Source organism: Streptomyces sp. MGP-P1 (assembly GCF_057766565.1).
Map to the genome: position 1 here is coordinate 111,127 of NZ_JBYMEM010000007.1, position 14,900 is coordinate 126,026.

12 protein-coding genes, 1 pseudogene and 1 riboswitch are annotated in these 14,900 nt (G+C 72.2%); all 13 genes and pseudogenes read left to right on the forward strand.

Features of this window, described 5'->3' with window-relative positions; translation table 11 throughout:
- The first annotated feature begins 80 nt into the window (after positions 1-80).
- Entirely contained in the window at positions 81-611 is a 531-nt protein-coding gene (locus AC3CH1_RS22260; protein WP_488466702.1) for a cysteine hydrolase family protein, read from the forward strand.
- 124 nt (positions 612-735) lie between these two features.
- A complete protein-coding gene (locus AC3CH1_RS22265) occupies positions 736-1,365 on the forward strand; it encodes a hypothetical protein (protein WP_488464553.1) in 630 nt (209 codons plus the stop codon).
- A complete protein-coding gene (locus tag AC3CH1_RS22270) occupies positions 1,362-3,002 on the forward strand; it encodes a protein kinase domain-containing protein (protein WP_488464554.1) in 1,641 nt (546 codons plus the stop codon). Before AC3CH1_RS22265 ends, AC3CH1_RS22270 begins: the two co-directional genes overlap by 4 nt.
- 173 nt (positions 3,003-3,175) lie before the next feature.
- Complete coding sequence (locus AC3CH1_RS22275; RefSeq protein WP_488464555.1) at positions 3,176-3,832, forward strand: SurA N-terminal domain-containing protein; 657 nt, start codon at positions 3,176-3,178, stop codon at positions 3,830-3,832.
- A 107-nt stretch (positions 3,833-3,939) separates the two neighbouring features.
- Positions 3,940-4,935 (forward strand): nucleoside triphosphate pyrophosphohydrolase, encoded by a 996-nt coding sequence (locus AC3CH1_RS22280; RefSeq protein ID WP_488464556.1) that lies wholly within the window; start codon positions 3,940-3,942, stop codon positions 4,933-4,935.
- Between the two features lie 41 nt (positions 4,936-4,976).
- A complete protein-coding gene (locus AC3CH1_RS22285; protein ID WP_488464557.1) occupies positions 4,977-6,923 on the forward strand; it encodes a tetratricopeptide repeat protein in 1,947 nt (648 codons plus the stop codon).
- Positions 6,920-8,245, forward strand: coding sequence for a cytochrome P450 family protein (locus AC3CH1_RS22290; RefSeq protein WP_488464558.1), 1,326 nt, complete (start codon positions 6,920-6,922; stop codon positions 8,243-8,245). Before AC3CH1_RS22285 ends, AC3CH1_RS22290 begins: the two co-directional genes overlap by 4 nt.
- A 175-nt stretch (positions 8,246-8,420) precedes the next feature.
- Positions 8,421-9,466: pseudogene (locus tag AC3CH1_RS22295) on the forward strand (transglycosylase family protein).
- A gap of 289 nt (positions 9,467-9,755) precedes the next feature.
- A riboswitch (cyclic di-AMP (ydaO/yuaA leader) is annotated at positions 9,756-9,938 on the forward strand.
- 5 nt (positions 9,939-9,943) lie between these two features.
- The gene (locus AC3CH1_RS22300) at positions 9,944-10,663 is read left to right on the forward strand and encodes a transglycosylase family protein (protein WP_488464559.1); all 720 of its coding nucleotides are present in this window, start codon (positions 9,944-9,946) and stop codon (positions 10,661-10,663) included.
- A gap of 322 nt (positions 10,664-10,985) precedes the next feature.
- Entirely contained in the window at positions 10,986-12,266 is a 1,281-nt protein-coding gene (eno, locus tag AC3CH1_RS22305; RefSeq protein WP_007456034.1) for a phosphopyruvate hydratase, read from the forward strand.
- A 93-nt stretch (positions 12,267-12,359) separates the two neighbouring features.
- Entirely contained in the window at positions 12,360-12,842 is a 483-nt protein-coding gene (locus AC3CH1_RS22310) for an FtsB family cell division protein (protein WP_488464560.1), read from the forward strand.
- Positions 12,843-12,907: 65 nt separating this feature from the next.
- Positions 12,908-13,522: a DUF501 domain-containing protein gene (locus AC3CH1_RS22315; RefSeq protein WP_488464561.1), complete on the forward strand. Its 615-nt coding sequence runs from the start codon at positions 12,908-12,910 to the stop codon at positions 13,520-13,522.
- Positions 13,519-14,460, forward strand: a complete 942-nt coding sequence (locus AC3CH1_RS22320; protein ID WP_488464562.1) for a Ppx/GppA phosphatase family protein — start codon at positions 13,519-13,521, stop codon at positions 14,458-14,460. The genes AC3CH1_RS22315 and AC3CH1_RS22320 overlap by 4 nt, the downstream gene beginning before the upstream one ends.
- The last annotated feature ends 440 nt before the right edge of the window (positions 14,461-14,900 follow it).

Below are 14,900 nucleotides of genomic sequence, written 5' to 3' on the forward strand. Positions count from 1 at the left end.
ATCCGGGCACGGTGCCGACCGCGATACCAGCCCGTCCGGGCACGGCTCCCGCGCACGCCCCCGCCCTCCTCGTCATCGACATGCAGAACGCCCTGGTGGCGATGGCGTACCGGGCGTCCGCCACCGTCGAGGCCATCGCCGGCCTCCAGGCGCGAGCCAGGGCCGCCGGCGCTCCGGTGATGTTCGCGCAGCAGGGGGACGAGGAGCTGGAGCCCGGGACCGGGGGCTGGCGGATCGTGCCCGAACTGGCCCCCGCCCCCGGTGAGACGGTCGTGCCCAAGGCGGCCCCGGACAGCTTCCTCGACACGGAACTGCACGCGGTCCTGCGCGCCCGGGGGGTCACCGAGGTCGTCGTCACCGGGTTCGCCACCGAGATCTGCGTCGAGTCCACCGCCCGGCAGGCGCTGAGCCGGGGGTACGACGTGGTGCTCGTCGCGGACGGCCACACCACGTCCGTCCGGCCGGGCCCCGGCCCGTACGCCGCACCGGAGGCGTCCGTCGCGCACCACAACGAGATCTACCGCAACCTCCGCTTCCCCGGCCGCCGGGTGCGCGTACTACCGGCGGCCGAGGTGGACTTCACGGGCGGAGCCCCGGCGCCGGCCGGGTGACGGGGGCCTGCGGGGCCGCGCGCCGGGCGAAGCGCAACGGTTGGGTACAACCCGGGGTCGGCCGGTCGGTGGAGGTGTATACGCTCACCCCACACGTCCGACATACGCGTCCCAGGAGCAGCACATGCACGGCTACGGCCCGACGCCGCAGCAGCAGACGACATCCCGGCCGTCCTCGGCGACGCTCACGGCGGTGCGCGTGATCCTCGTGACGGTGACCGTGCTGAGCTGCGGTCTGCTGGGCTGGGTGGCGATGCTGCGGCTCGCGATCGTCACCCGCAGGCCGCGGGACTGGTTCCTGCTCGCGGTCGTGATCGTCCTCAACGTCGCGCTGTTCGCCTTCATCATGGCCACCCCGGACGACCCCGACGCCATGTCGGACGCGTCGGTGCTGTTGATGCTGGTCTGGATCGTCGCCCTGCTGGCCGGGGTGATCACCTATTACCTGTACGCGGAGATCCGCCACTACGGCTCCCTCGGCTCCCCGGCCCCGTACACCGCTCCCGGGCACCCCGCACCGCTGCCGTACCAGCAGCACCCCGCACAGCAGCGGCACCGGAGTCACCACCAGCAGGGTCACCACCACCAGCAGGGTCAGCACCAGCAGCAGCACCCGCAGCCCAACCCGTACACCGTGCCGACCCCGCCGCCCACGCCCACCCCCGCACCCCAGCGCCTCGACCAGGTCCGCGCCGAGCTGGACGAGCTGAGCGACTACCTCCGCAAGGAGAACCGGGAGGGCGGGGGCCGGTGAGCGGGCGGATCATCGCCGACCGGTACGAACTGGCGACCATCCTCGGCCAGGGCGGCATGGGCCAGGTGTGGACGGCCTACGACCGGCGGCTGGACCGCCGCGTCGCCGTGAAGCTGCTCCGCCCGGACCGGGTCGCCGGGCCCTCCGGCAGCGACGCCGCGGACGAACTGCGCCGCCGGTTCGTCCGCGAGTGCCGGGTCACCGCGCAGGTCGACCACCCCGGCCTGGTCACCGTCCACGACGCGGGCAGGGAGGACGACGACCTCTACCTCGTCATGCAGTACATCGAGGGCGCCGACCTCGCCGACCACCTGGCCGAGCGGAACCCGTACCCCTGGCCGTGGGCCGTCGCGGTCGCCGCCCAGCTCTGCGCCGTCCTCTGCGCGGTGCACGCGGTGCCGATCGTCCACCGCGACCTCAAGCCCCGGAACGTGATGGTCCGGCCCGACGGCACCGTCACCGTTCTCGACCTCGGCGTCGCCTCCGTCCTCGACACGGACACCACCCGCCTCACCCACACCGGTTCACCCATCGGCTCCCCGGCCTACATGGCCCCCGAGCAGGCGATGGGCGGCGCGGTCGGCCCGTACACCGACCTGTACGCCCTCGGGGTGCTCCTGCACGAACTCCTCAGCGGTGACGTGCCGTTCGCCGGGTCCACCGCGCTCGGCGTGCTGCACCGCCACCTCTACGAGCCCCCGCTCCCCGTCCGGAAGACCCGCCCCGAGGTCCCCGTCGCGCTGGAGGCCCTCGTGCTGCGGCTCCTCGCCAAGGACCCCCAGGACCGGCCGGCCTCCGCCCAGGAGGTGTACGAGGCCCTCGCCCCGCTGCTGCCCAAGCACGGGACCCCCGCCGAGCCGCTCGACCCGACGCGTCCGTTCCTGCGCCCGCACGCCCCCTGGCCGGACCGGGCGGCCACCCCGGCCTCCGTGCCAGCGCCCGCCACCTTCGCCGCGATGCCCTCCTCCCTCGGCGCCCCGCCGTCCTTCACCCCGCCCCCGGCCGCCGCACCGACCCCCGCGCGCCCCGCCCACCTGCCGTCGAGCACCCCGCCGCCGCCCGCGCGGCCGGACGTCGCGCGGGCCGTGGACGAGGTCAAGAAGCTGCTCGGCGAGGGCCGGATCACCCAGGCCGTGGACGTCCTCGGCGCCACGCTCCCGGCGGCCGCCGCCGAGCACGGTGAGCACTCACCGGTCGTCCGCATCCTGCGCAAGCAGTACGCCGCGACCCTGATGGACGACGGGCAGTACCGCCGCGCCCTACCCGAGCTGCGCCGCCTCGCCGAGGACCGCGCCGCCGAAGCCGGCCGGACCGACGCCCAGGGGCTCCAGTTCCGCTACGACGCCGCCCAGTGCCTGGAACAGCTCGGCGAGGCCGGGGCCGCGCTGGTCGAGTACCGCGCGATCCTCCCGTACTACGAGAACGCCTACGGGCCGATCTCCTCCGACCCCGGCCGCGCACTCGACATCCGTCACCGCATCGGGCAACTGCTCCTGGCGGTCGGCGACCACACCGCGGGCCGGGCACAGCTCCAGGCCCTGCTGTACGACGCCGAGCGCACCTACGGGCCGCACCACCCGCTGCCGATGGACCTGCGCCGTCTGCTCAGCCACCAACGGGACGTCCGCGGGGGCTGACAGCGTCCCCGCACCGCCCCCACCGGAGCACATTCCCGGCCATCTCCCCGACCACATCCCCAACTCCTCCCGAATCGTTGGTCGAATCAGTGGCACCGGCCACCTCCACTGCCTAACATCGATCACCGCAAGGCTTTGTGCACTGATGCACAAACTCTCCCCGGGAGGCTCCTTTGCACCGCCGTCGTCGCACCGCGTTCGCCGTCCTCGCCGCGACACTCGTCGCCGCGCCACTCCTTTCGGCCTGCGGCAACCAGTCCCACCCCGGCGCCGCGGCCGTCGTGGGCGGCGAGCGGATCGAGGTGTCGACGGTCCAGGGCCGGGCCGCGGACGTCCGCAGCGCCCAGGAGAGCTCCCCGGAGGCCGTCCAGCTGGTGAACAAGTCGGGCCAGCTCAACCGCGCCAAACTGCACGGGTTGATCTTCGGCCGGATCCTCGACCGCGCCGCCGCCGACGCGGGGGTCACGGTCACCCGCAAGGAGATCCAGGAGATGCGGAAGGCCAGCGGAGCCCAGCAGGGCGGCGAGAAGCGGTTCGAGGCGATGATGCTCCAGCAGCGCTGGGTCGCCCCGGACCAGATCGACGCCGACATGCGCCAGGAGGTCCAGCTCCCGAAGCTGGCCGAGGCGCTCGGCGCGGACCTCGGCGCACCGGCCGGCCAGAAGGTCGTCGGCGAGGCCCTCACCAAGGCGTCGAAGGCCCTCGACATCGACGTCAACCCGCGCTTCGGCACCTGGGACGACCAGAAGATGCAGCTCGGCAACTACAGCGCGCCCTGGATCACCCAGGTCACCGAGTTCGCACCGAAGGAATCCCCGGCCGGCGCCTGAGCCGACGGGCGCCCGAAGCGACGGGCGCCCGAAGCGACGGGCGCCAGAACCCTCGGGCGTCAGAACCGGCGGACCGGGGGCCCCTGGGCCGGGGGTAGGTTCGCAGGGTGAACGCCGAAGCCCCCGACGCCCCCGTCGAGACCCCCGCCGACCCCGGCCGCATCGTCCTGCTCACCGCCAGCCACCGGGTCGCGCCCGGCCTGCTCTCCTGGCCGGCCTGGCAGACGCTGCACGCGGCCGACCGGGTCCTCGTCGCCGGCCCGGACCACCCGCAGCTCCCCTACCTCCGCGAGGCGGGCGTAGACGTCGAGCACGCCACGCCCTCCGCCGACGAACTGGTCGCCGACTGCGCGGGCGGCCGGACCGTCGTCGTCCTGGTCGGCGGCGAGGGCGACAGCCGCCTGACGGACGGCCTGGCCCGGCTCGGCGGCTCGGGCCGGGTGGCCATGCCGGACCTGGAACTGCTCCCCGGCTCCTACGACCTGCCCGGGGCCCGCCTGCTGGACCTGGTCCAGATCATGGACCGGATCCGCCGCGAGTGCGTCTGGACCTCAAGGAAGACGCACCGGGGCCTCGCCAAGTACGCCATCGAGGAGGCGTACGAACTGGTCGAGGCGATCGAGGACGGCGACCGGGACGAACTGCGCGAGGAGCTCGGCGACGTCCTGCTCCAGGTCGTCTTCCACGCCAGGATCGCCGAGGAGGATGCCGAGGAGCCCTTCGCCATCGACGACGTCGCGGGCGGCCTCGTCGAGAAGCTGATCCACCGCCACCCGCACGTCTTCGGCGACGAGAGCGCCGAGACCCCCGAGGACGTCCACGCGCACTGGCTGCGCACCAAGGCGATCGAGAAGCAGCGGACCTCGGTCACCGAAGGCGTCCCCCTGGGCCAGCCCGGCCTGGCCCTCGCCGCGAAGCTCGCGAGCCGCGTCCGTACGGCGGACCTCGACGTCCCCCTCCCCACCGGCGACACCATCGGCTACGAACTGCTCGCCCTCGCCGTATCCGCCGAGGCGAACGGAACCGACCCGGAGGCCGCCCTGCGCGCGGCGGCCCGCGCCTACCGCGACGCGATCCTGGCGGCGGAGGGGGACGCGGGTTAGTACGCTGACATCAGCGGCTGCACGAGGGGCGGGGGACGGGCGTGGACAGCGAACTGGAAGCGCTGGCAGATGAGTTGACCGCGGTGGTGATGAGCCGCGAGCCGGATCCCCTCGAAGCGGTGAAGGCGTGCTTGCGACGGCGTCCCATCCGCTTCCAGGCGGCACGTCTGGACAGGATGCACGCCATGTACCACGGCCGCATTCCGGGAGGCCAGGACGGTGCCCGAGGCGTGCTGCTGGCCATCCTGAGCGACGTGAGACGGGTCAACCCCGCCGGGTTCGCGAAGCTGAACGCGGGGGCCGCGGCCTTCATGCGGCCCAGCACCCCGACGAACACGCGGAAGCGCCCCTCCCCGGTCGCGCGGAAGTCCCCCTCCCCGGTCGCGCGGAAGAACGCCTTCCAGGCCGCGAGGGAGAGCACCCCCACGGCGGTCGTCGCTTCTACGGCAGAGGCCTCGGCGCGCGCCGCGCACAACACCGTTTCCGGGGGCGTCCTGCACGGCCCGGTCGTCCAGGCAGGCGCGGTCACCGGCGGCGTGCACACCTACTACACGCAACCTCCGCACCCACCCGCGCCGCCGGTCTCCGCGTGGCTCCGGCTGGACGCGGCCGACCCGATCGGCCTCGGCGTGTGGAGGCCCCGGAGCCTGCCCGGCGAGCCGTTGCTGCCGCCCTACGTGGCACGCCACTGCGACCGCGAGCTGGACGAACGGGTCCGTGAGGCGGCCAGGTCGGGCGGTCTCGTGGTGGTGACGGGCGCGCCGCTCTCGGGCAAGACCAGGACGCTGTGGGCCGCCCTGTCCACCAATCTGCCGGGGGCGACGCGGGTCCTCGCCCCGGAGCACGGGACGGACCTGCGGGGGCTCCCGGCGCTGGTGCGCGGGCGGACCGAGGAGAGCCACATTTTGTGGCTGGACCGCCTGGAGGGTCATCTCGGCGAACACGGACTGACCCCGGCCGTCCTCGCCGAGCTCGTCCGGCTGCGCGTGCCCGTCCTCGCCACGATGGACGACGAGGCGTACGACGCCCGCCGCTTCGGTACGTCGGACCGCGCCCGGGTGCTCGACGGGATCGAGCCCGTCGAACTGAACCGGGTGTGGAGCGACCGTGAGATGCGGCACCTCGACGCCCTGGACGGGGACTCCCGCCTGCGGGACCCCGGCCTCCGCCGCGGTGCGCACACCGTGCCCGCGTACCTGGCCGTCGGGCCCGACCTGGTCGAGGAGTGGCGGCGGGCGGGCAGGCTGGGCCGCCACCCGCGCGGCCACCTCCTGGTGCGCGCCGCGGTCGACCTGACCCTGTGCGGAGTGCCCGTCGGCGGGATCACCGGCGACCTGCTCCACACGGTCGAGGGTTGCTACTCACGCGAGCTCGCGGCGGCGTCCCGGGTGGAGTTGTTCGACGACGGGCTCGCCTGGGCCGTCGCGCCTCGGCACGGGGTGAGCGGGCTTCTGCAACCCGGAGAGGAGGAGGACACGTGGGACGTCTTCGGCGCCCTGCCCGCCGACGCGGTCGACCGGGCGGACCACCCGCCGGTTCCGCTCTCCATGTGGACGATTGCTCTCACGGCGACGAGGTCGGAGGACGTGCGTGCGACGATTCGCTCGAACGCCCATGCGCACCTGGCGGACCGGGCCGAGAACGAACCGGAGGCTGCGTACGTCCTCGGCCAGGTCAACGGCTTGACCGGGGAGATAGGACCCGCCGAGTTCTGGCACCGCAAGGCGGCGGACGCGGGGCACATCGATTCGGCGGCGATCATGGGGCAGACGCTGATCACGCACAGCCCGGCCGAGGCGATCCGGTACCTGGAGACAGCCGCGGAGGGCGGCCTGGTCAAGGCGCAGTTCCTGCTGGGCATGGTGCTGGCCGATCGGGCGCAGCACTGGGTGGCCCGGGCGGCCGACAAGGGGTACCGCCCCGCGCGGCAGGCCCTCCCCGCACTGCGCGCAGCCGCCGGGACCCCGCCCGATAACGTCGAGGCGTGAACGACAGCCCCGCCCCCCGCACCCCCGAGCCCTCCGCCTGCCCCCATAGCGGGGCCACCCCGGCCGCCCCCGAACTCTTCACCTGGGAGTTCGCCACCGACCCCTACCCCGCCTACGCCTGGCTCCGAGAGCACCGCCCCGTGCACCGCACCGCGCTGCCCAGCGGGGTCGAGGCCTGGCTCGTGACCCGGTACGGGGACGCCAAGGAGGCGCTCGCCGACGCGCGGCTCTCCAAGAACCCGGCCAACCACGCCGAGTCGCCGCACGCCAAGGGGAAGACGGGGATCCCGGGGGAGCGCAAGGCGGAGCTGATGACGCATCTGCTCAATATCGACCCGCCGGACCACACCCGGCTGCGCCGGCTCGTGTCCAAGGCGTTCACCCCGCGCCGGGTCGCGGAGTTCGCGCCCCGCGTGCAGGAGCTGACGGACCGGCTCATCGACGACTTCGTGGAGAAGGGGAACGCCGACCTCATCCACGACTTCGCCTTCCCGCTCCCCATCTACGCCATCTGCGACCTGCTCGGCGTCCCCGAGGAGGACCAGGACGACTTCCGGGACTGGGCGGGCATGATGATCCGGCACGGCGGCGGGCCGCGCGGCGGGGTCGCCCGGTCGGTGAAGAAGATGCGCGGCTACCTCGCCGAACTCATCCACCGCAAGAGGGAGAACCCGGGCGACGACCTGATCTCCGGGCTGATCCGGGCCAGCGACCACGGCGAGCACCTCACCGAGAACGAGGCGGCGGCGATGGCGTTCATCCTTCTCTTCGCCGGGTTCGAGACGACGGTCAACCTCATCGGGAACGGGACCTACGCGCTCCTGCGCCACCCCGAGCAGCGCGCCCGGCTGGAGGCCTCCCTGGCGGCGGGGGAGGACGCGCTGCTGGCCACCGGCATCGAGGAGCTGCTCCGGTACGACGGACCGGTCGAGATGGCGACCTGGCGGTACGCCACCGAGCCGCTGACCCTGGGCGGCGAGGAGATCGCCGCCGGGGACCCCGTACTCGTGGTGCTGGCGGCGGCCGACCGCGACCCGGAGCGGTTCACGGATCCGGACACCCTGGACCTTGCACGGCGTGACAATCAGCACCTCGGCTACGGGCACGGCATCCACTACTGCCTGGGGGCGCCGCTGGCCCGGCTGGAGGGGCAGACCGCACTGACCACCCTGTTGAGGCGCCTTCCTGACCTGCGACTTGCGGGAGAACCTGGCGATTTGCGCTGGCGCGGCGGACTCATCATGCGTGGACTGCGCACCCTTCCGGTCGAGTTCGAACCGGATAGTCGATCCGGAAAAAGTGACACAGCGTCAACTCCGTGACTTGCACGTGATCTGCGCTGCATCGACTTGTGACACACGTTCGAGTCCCGCTAGGTTCACGGTTCGACGCGTCGGTCGCACCTTGCTCACGCGTCACTTGGGCGCCGAAGCAGGCACGGAATCCGCTGTGCGGCGCTCAGGCCACTCGCTTGTCAGTCGCACGGAAGGCATACCCATGGGCTCCGCGAACGGCAGACACCGCCGCCCTCGTCAGGCACCCGCCATCATCGTCGCCGCGGGCGTGACGGGATCGGCCATCGCCATCCCGCTGCTCGGCGCCGGAGGCGCGCACGCGGCCGAGGCCACCACCTGGGACCGGGTCGCCGAGTGCGAGAGCGGCGGCATGTGGAGCGCCGATCTCGGCAACGGCTACTACGGCGGGCTCCAGTTCTCGCAGGAGACCTGGTCGGCGTACGGCGGCACGGCGTTCGCGCCCCGCGCCGACCTCGCCAGCCGCTCGCAGCAGATCTCCGTCGCCGAGAAGGTCCTGGACGACCAGGGCCCGAAGGCTTGGCCCAGCTGTGCGGTGATCTCCGGCCTCGCGGTGGGCGGCGGTCTGCCCGGCGTCGACCCGGGCGCCTCGCCGTCCGCGGATCCGTCCGCCGATCCGTCGGCGGACCCCTCGGCCGACCCGACCTCCACCCCGGCCGACGAAGCGGACGCAACCGGTGAATCGCGCGAAGCGGGCAAGAGGGAGAAGGGTGATGAGGCGGACAAGGGCGGTAGAGGTGGCGCGGAGAAGGGGAGCGGGACTCCCGACTCCTCGGTGACGCCCTCCGCCCCGCCCGCCTCCGACGCCCCCGACGCCTCGGACCCCTCCACCGCCCCCGACGCCTCGGCGGACGAGGACGGCCAGGGGGGCAAGCACCGGGGCGCCCCGCGCCCGAGGAGGTCGACGCGGACCGGAAGGACGACCCCCGTGAGTCCGGCCGGCACGCCTCGCGCGGCGAAGGCGGCGCGCGGGACGGTGGCGCGGCGGCCGCCGACGGGTACACCGTGCGGCCCGGGGACAACCTCTGGGCGATCGCCGACGCCCAGGAGATCCCCGGCGGCTGGACCGGCCTGTACGAGACGAACAAGGGCCTCCTGGGTGCCGACCCGGACCTGATCCTGCCCGGCCAGAACCTGGATCTGGGCCTGGATCAGGATGCGGGCAAGGGTGTGGACCGGGCCGCCCCGGAGGGTGCCGAGACGGCCGCCGAGGCTCCCGCCGCCAACTGATCGAACCCGGCGAAACACCCCGAAAATCGGGGCAGTTAAGAGACCTATGTCCACTTTTGTGTAAGTGAGACATGGGTCTCTTTGCTTCAACTGGTGCTTTTCGACCGGCCGGTCCGGGCGTATCGCCTCCCACCTGCGGAAACGGCCCACCGGCTACGGCGAGTTCGGGCCGAATGCCCCCTATGTCCGTCTTTGAATGTCGGGGTTGCCTGTGTTTACGGTCGGAACCGCTCGCACCGCGGGCCCCGTCGACCGTCACGCCGAATCCTGCCGTCGGTCGAAGGGAACAGACGCGTAAGCGCCGTAGGCAGGAGCGGGGGACCCAGGTAAGCCGCCGGGTCCGGACGCCTCGTCGAACCGACGGGGACGTACGGGACCGGCTAGGGGTGAAGTCGCGAGCAGCACCGCGCGACCGGGCAACTCATCAGCCCGAACCCGACAGCTCACCTCGTAGGCGTCGGTGAGGAGATTCGTTCCATGCTGCTGAACAGCAAGGGCAAGCACCGCCGCCCGTCCAAGGCCACCCGTATCGCCACCCTCGCGGGTGTCACCGGTGCCGCCGTCGCCATCCCGCTGATGGGCGCGACCAACGCTTCCGCCGCCTCCGTCGAGACCTGGGACGCCGTCGCCCAGTGCGAGTCCGGCGGCAACTGGTCCATCAACACCGGCAACGGCTACTACGGCGGACTGCAGTTCTCGCAGTCCAGCTGGGCCGCCGCCGGCGGTACGCAGTACGCCTCCCGTGCAGACCTGGCCTCCAAGGACCAGCAGATCGCCACCGCCGAGAAGCTCCTCGACCTCCAGGGCCCGGGTGCCTGGGCCTGCGCCGGCGCCGGCGGCCTCACCAACGACGGTGTGGACCCGGGCGTGAACACCGGCTCCGGCTCCGGCGAGAGCAAGCCCGAGCAGGCGCAGCCCGAGCGTCAGGCCGAGCAGCCCACCACGCGCTCCGAGCAGCGCGAGGCCCCCAAGGCCGAGAGCGAGAAGGCCGAGAGCAAGAAGACCGTCACCACCCCGACCGGCGAGAAGGTCCAGAAGGGCGACGGCGAGTACAAGGTCAAGACCGGCGACACCCTGAGCACCATCGCCGACGCGGAGGACGTCAAGGGCGGCTGGAGCAAGATCTTCAAGCTCAACGACGACATCGTCAAGGACGCCGACCTGATCTTCCCGGGTCAGCAGCTCCACCTGAAGTAATCGCCGTCTCTCCTCCCCGGAGGAGAAGCGTCCGGCGGCACTTCTCCTCGCACGGCTCCCCGGCCCGGCGCGCTCGTCCCCCCAGCGCGCCGGGCCGGGTTCTTCTTGGGCGGCGGGCGCCGAAGGCCCGCATGCGTTCACCTCTTGTCGTTACCACTCAGTAGATTTCTAGAGTTTTGTCCCATGATGCAGGCCCTTGGGACCTTTTTCGTCCCAGGACGCGGGCGGTCGGCCGACCGACGCGGCCGGGCCCGATAGGCTCGTGCCGCAGGGCCACAGTGACCCCGCACAACCAGTGTCAGATCCCAGAAGGAGATGCCTCGTGCCGTCCATCGACGTCGTCGTAGCCAGGGAAATCCTCGACTCCCGGGGCAACCCCACGGTCGAGGTCGAGGTTGGCCTCGACGACGGCAGCACGGGCCGTGCTGCTGTTCCGTCCGGTGCCTCCACCGGTGCGTTCGAGGCCATCGAGCTTCGCGACGGTGACCCCAACCGCTACATGGGCAAGGGCGTCGAGAAGGCCGTCCTCGCCGTCATCGAGCAGATCGGCCCGGAGCTCGTCGGGTACGACGCCACCGAGCAGCGCCTCATCGACCAGGCGATGTTCGACCTCGACGCCACCGAGAACAAGGCGTCGCTCGGTGCGAACGCCATCCTCGGCGTCTCGCTGGCCGTCGCGCACGCCGCCTCCGAGGCGTCCGACCTGCCGCTCTTCCGCTACCTCGGCGGCCCGAACGCGCACCTGCTGCCCGTTCCGATGATGAACATCCTGAACGGCGGCTCGCACGCCGACTCCAACGTGGACGTCCAGGAGTTCATGATCGCCCCGATCGGCGCGGAGTCCTTCTCCGAGGCCCTGCGCTGGGGCGCGGAGGTCTACCACACGCTGAAGAAGGTCCTCAAGACCAAGGGCCTGTCCACCGGACTCGGCGACGAGGGCGGCTTCGCCCCGAACCTGGAGTCCAACCGCGCCGCCCTGGACCTCATCGTCGAGGCCATCAAGGAGGCCGGTTACGTCCCGGGCCGCGACATCGCGCTCGCGCTCGACGTCGCCGCGTCCGAGTTCTACAAGGACGGCGTCTACGAGTTCGAGGGCAAGTCCCGCTCGGCCGCCGAGATGACCGAGTACTACGAGGAGCTCGTCTCCGCGTACCCGCTGGTCTCCATCGAGGACCCGCTGTACGAGGACGACTGGGCCGGCTGGAAGGTCATCACCGACCGCATCGGCGCCAAGGTGCAGATCGTCGGCGACGACCTCTTCGTCACCAACCCCGAGCGTCTGGCCCGCGGCATCGAGGAGGGCTCCGCCAACGCCCTGCTCGTGAAGGTCAACCAGATCGGTTCGCTGACCGAGACCCTGGACGCCGTCGAGCTGGCCCAGCGCAACGGCTTCAAGTGCATGATGTCGCACCGCTCCGGCGAGACCGAGGACGTCACCATCGCCGACCTCGCCGTCGCCGTGAACTGCGGCCAGATCAAGACCGGCGCCCCGGCCCGCTCGGACCGCGTCGCCAAGTACAACCAGCTGCTGCGCATCGAGGAGATCCTCGACGACGCCGCGGTGTACGCGGGCCGTTCCGCCTTCCCGCGCTTCAAGGGCTGACCCGTAGCGTCAAGACGGTAGCCTCCGTCCGTCCCCGCACCCGGTCCCGTACCGTGTGCGGGGACGGACGTGCGTGATGGGGAGGCGGGAGACATGGCCGGCAAGGACCGCGACCGGTTCTCCACCGCGACCAGGCTGCGCCTGCTCGGCGAGCAGACCGCGGCCCGCGTGTACCGATCCCAGAACCGCCGGCAGGCCCGCCGCTCCCGGCTCACCGGCCGGGCCGCGTTCCTGGCGCTGGTGGTCTGCTCCATGGTGGTGGCGCTCGCCTACCCGATGCGGCAGTACGTCTCCCAGCGCGACGAGATCGCCGAGCAGGAGCGGCTCTCGCAGCAGGCGGAGCGGCGCACCGAGGAGCTGCGGGACGAGAAGGCGCGGCTCCAGGACGACGCGTACATCATGCGGCTGGCCCGCCAGCACCTCCACTACGTCCTCCCCGGGGAGATCGGCTACACCGTGTCCGACCCCGACGCGGCCCGGGACCGCCGCGGCGAGTCGGGTGCGAGCGACCGGCCGTGGCACTCGAACCTCTGGGACGGCGTGGACAGCGCCGACCGCGACGACGACCGCGACTGACACCGACCCCGTACGTTCTTCCGTACGTCCACCTCCACGAGCTTCCGAGCAGAACCAAGGCAGGCATGGAAACGCCCCCTCCGCAGACCGAGTCCACCAAGCCCACCGACGCGGACATCGCCGCGTTCGAGCAGCAGCTCGGCCGCCCGCCGCGCGGTCTGCGCGCCATCGCGCACCGCTGCCCGTGCGGCAACCCGGACGTGGTGGAGACCCAGCCCCGTCTGGAGGACGGCACGCCGTTCCCGACGACGTACTACCTGACCTGCCCCCGGGCGGCCTCGGCGATCGGCACGCTGGAGGCCAACGGGGTCATGAAGGAGATGACGGCCCGTCTGGAGACCGATCCGGAGCTGGCCGACGCCTACCGGGCCGCGCACGAGGACTACATCACCCGCCGCGACGCCATCGAGGTCCTGGAGGGCTTCCCGAGCGCGGGCGGCATGCCGGACCGGGTGAAGTGCCTGCACGTCCTGGTCGGCCACTCGCTGGCCGCCGGCCCCGGGGTGAACCCGCTGGGCGACGAGGCCATCGCGATGCTGCCCGAGTGGTGGGCCAAGGGCCCCTGCGTCACGCCCTGCGCGACGCCGGACGAGGGCGAGGGCTGGACGGTGGACGAGGGCGACGGAGGCCACTTCGCCTTCCGCCCCCTCGACGGCCCCGCCGACGGGCCGGGCGCATGACCCGGGTCGCCGCCGTCGACTGCGGCACGAACTCCATCCGGCTCCTCGTCGCCGACGTGGACCCCGCCACCGGCTCCTTCACCGAGCTGGACCGGCGCATGACCATCGTCCGCCTCGGCCAGGGCGTGGACAGGACCGGCCGGCTCGCCCCCGAGGCGCTGGAGCGGACGTTCGCCGCCTGCCGTGAGTACGCGGCGGTCATCGAGGAGCTGGGCGCGACCCGGATCCGCTTCGTCGCCACCTCCGCCTCCCGGGACGCCGAGAACAGCGCCGACTTCGTGGCCGGGGTCCGGGACATCCTCGGCGTCGAGCCCGAGGTGATCACCGGCGACCAGGAGGCGCAGCTCTCCTTCGACGGGGCCACCAAGGAGCTGGTGGGCAGCGACCACCTGGAGAAGCCGTATCTGGTCGTCGACATCGGCGGAGGCTCCACGGAGTTCGTCCTCGGTTCGGACCGGGTGGAGGCGGCCCGGTCCGTCGACATCGGCTGCGTACGGATGACGGAGCGTCATCTGATCGTGGACGGGGCCGTCATGGACCCGCCCAGCCACGAGCGGGCCGCGGCGATCCGCGCGGACGTCGACGCCGCACTGGACCTCGCCGGGCAGACCGTGGAGCTCAAGGGGGCCGGTACCCTCGTCGGTCTGGCGGGCACCGTCACGACGATCGCCGGAATCGCGCTGGAACTGCCGGCGTACGACTCCGGGGCCATCCACCACTCACGGGTCACCCGGGGCCAGGTCCGCGCGATCACCGAGCACCTGCTCCGCTCCACCCACGAGGAGCGCGCCGCGATCCCCGTGATGCACCCGGGCCGGGTCGACGTGATCGGCGCGGGGGCGCTCGTCCTGCTCGCCGTGATGGAGCGGACGGGAGCCCACGAGGTCGTCGTCAGCGAGCACGACATCCTCGACGGCATCGCCTGGAGCGCCGCGTAGCCCTGCGGTCAGCCCCTCCCGCCGCCCGCTCAATCGCATCGCCACCTGCACCGTTGAGCCCCGGACCGGCTCCTCCGGGCCGTCCGGGGGCCCCTCCGAGGGCGCGCCGCCGGAAACTTCGTGAACTTCTTCACAAGGAATGGGGCCCTGTTGGTCGTGGTTGGGGCCCATCAGGCCGGAACTGGTCGCCCGGGAGGGTATGCGGAAGTGTCGCGCACGCGTTCCGGGAGCGTTGCGGCCGTATGAAGGGGAGGGGTGGTCCACCCGCTCCGGAGGGTCAATGGCCAGCTCACAGGTGGTGAACAACGTTTCCCGTGGTGCTGTGGTTCCCTTTCGTGCCCATGACCTGGGTCACGTGGGCGGCGAAGTGTAGCAGAGGGTCGCCCAATCCTTGTGAAGGGGCTCACGAGCACCCCCCTGGGGAGGGGTGGATACTCGAT